Here is a 2,376-nt window from a genome sequence, read left to right on the forward strand (position 1 = left end):
TCCCGTGCGGTACATCCGTTCGCCCGGTTCCCCGAAGGGACATGCCACGTATCGTTCGCTCGTCAGCCCGGCACGGGCGTGGTACCCCCGAGCCACCTGCACACCGGCCACGTACAGCTCGCCCGTCACACCCACCGGCACCGGCCTCAAGGCCGCGTCCAGCACGTAGATCCGGGTGTTCCAGATCGGCCGGCCGATGGGAACGGACGCACCAGCCTTGCCGTCCTCCAGGTCGATTTCGTGGAAGGCGCATGCGACCGTGGTCTCGGTCGGCCCGTAGGCGTTCAGCATCCGCCGGCCTTCAGACCACTCCGCCAGTGCCGGAGGACAAGCCTCTCCCCCGACGGTGAGGGTCTTGACACCTGCGAAGGCGGTCACCGGCACCCGGGACAGGACCGACGGCGGCAACACAACATGCGTGATGCCCGAATCGGCCAGCACCGCCGCCAACGGCTCCCCGTCGTAAACCGCCGACGGGAGAAGAACCAGGGAGCCTCCGGCGACCAGTGTCCGGCACACCTCGGCGAAGGCGACGTCGAAGGCCGGTGAGGCAAACTGGAGCACCCGGCTGTCAACGTCCACGTCGAACCGCTCGATCTGAACCCTGATCAGGTTGGCGATCGCCGAATGCGGGACGACGACGCCCTTGGGCCTGCCGGTGGATCCCGAGGTGTAGATGACGTAGGCCGAATGAGCGGGGAGCAGGGAACCGAGACGGTCGGCGTCGGTCAGATCCTTCTCGCACCGCATGGCCACTTCCTGCTCGACCAGAGCATCGTCCAGCAGTATGAACACCGGCCCATGGAGATCTGCGAGCTTCGACACGACCGGGCTGACCGTGACCACGCACGCAGGATGCGCGTCGCCCAGCATGTAGGCGATGCGGTCGGCGGGATAGGCCACGTCGATGGGCAGGTAGGCCGCGCCCGCCTTGACGATCGCCAGCAGCGCCACGATCTGCTCGGCGGAACGGGGCAGGGCCAAGGCGACGAACCGCTCAGGTCCCGCGCCATGGGCCACCAGATGGCGGGCCAGCCGGTTGGCGGCCGCGTTCAACTCCGCATAGGACAGGGTGACGTCCCCGCACACCACCGCGGTCGCCGCACCCCTCTCCCGGACCTGGGCCTCGAACAACTCCGGAAGAGTCGCCACCGGCACCTCAAGCGCGGTGTCATTCCACTCGACCAGAACTTGCCGCCGCTCTTCCGGCGACAGCACATCCAGCTGCCCCACCCGCACATCACTGTCAACGGCCACCGCCTCCAGCACGACGGTCAGCCGTGCGGCCAGCAACTCGACCGTCTCCCGATCGAACAGGTCGACCGCGTACTCCAGCGATCCGGTCAAGCCGTCGGCCAGGTCGTCGGCGGTGCGCCGTTCAGCCAGGTTGACAGCTAGGTCGAACTTGGCCGTCCCCAGGTTCACCGGCAGCGGCGTCCACGACAGCCCCGGCAGGTCCAGTTCCGGCACGGCGTTGTTCTGGAAGGCCAGCATCACCTGGAACAGGGGGTGCCGGGCCATGGAACGCTCGGGATTGAGCAACTCCACCAGACGCTCGAACGGCACATCCTGATGGGCGTAGGCGGCCAGATCCGCCTCACGCACCCGATCGACCAGCTCCCGAAACGACGGATCCCCCGACACGTCGGTCCGCAACACCAGCGTGTTGACGAAGAAACCGACCAGGTCGTCCAGCGCCTGATCCGTACGACCGGCCACCGGAGACCCGATCGGAACATCGCTCCCCGCACCCAACCGGCTCAGCAACGCCGCAAGCCCGGCCTGAAGCACCATGAACATCGTCGCGCCGGACTCACGCGCCACCCGCTCCAGATCACGGTGCAACCGCGCCGAAACCTCAAAGGGCACCGCACCCCCGCGATGACTGGCACGCGCGGGACGCTGCCGGTCGAACGGCAATCCCAACTCGTCCGGAATCCCGGCCAGCGCATGCTTCCAGTACTCCAGCTGCTGACTGATCAGGCTGGCCGCATCCTCCTCATCACCCAGCAACTCCCGCTGCCAGAGCGCGTAGTCGGCATACTGCACCGGCAGTGAGCCCCACTCCGGTTTCCGGCCCGCCTGGCGGGCGGCGTAGGCCGCAGCAAGGTCGGCAGCCAACGGCGCCAGCGACCATCCATCTCCCGCGATGTGATGCAACACCAGCAACAACACATGCTCACCGTCCGACACCCGGAACAAACAAGCCCGGAACGGCAGCTCAACCGACACATCAAACCCACGGCGTGTTTCCCCCTCGACCGCCGCCTGAAGATCGCCGCCCTCACCGACCTCGACCACCCGCAACCCCGGCCAGCACGAAACATCCAAAACCTCCTGACGGGCAACCCCGTCCACCTCGGGAAACAAGGTCCG

General features: G+C 67.2%; 1 protein-coding gene. It reads right to left on the minus strand.

Annotated elements, in window-relative coordinates; all coding sequences use genetic code 11:
- The coding region (locus tag AB0N02_RS47260) for an amino acid adenylation domain-containing protein (RefSeq protein ID WP_363961745.1) at positions 1–2,376 on the minus strand (2,376 nt) is incomplete at both ends.

The organism is Streptosporangium sp. NPDC051022 (assembly GCF_040683035.1).
Taxonomy (GTDB): domain Bacteria; phylum Actinomycetota; class Actinomycetes; order Streptosporangiales; family Streptosporangiaceae; genus Streptosporangium.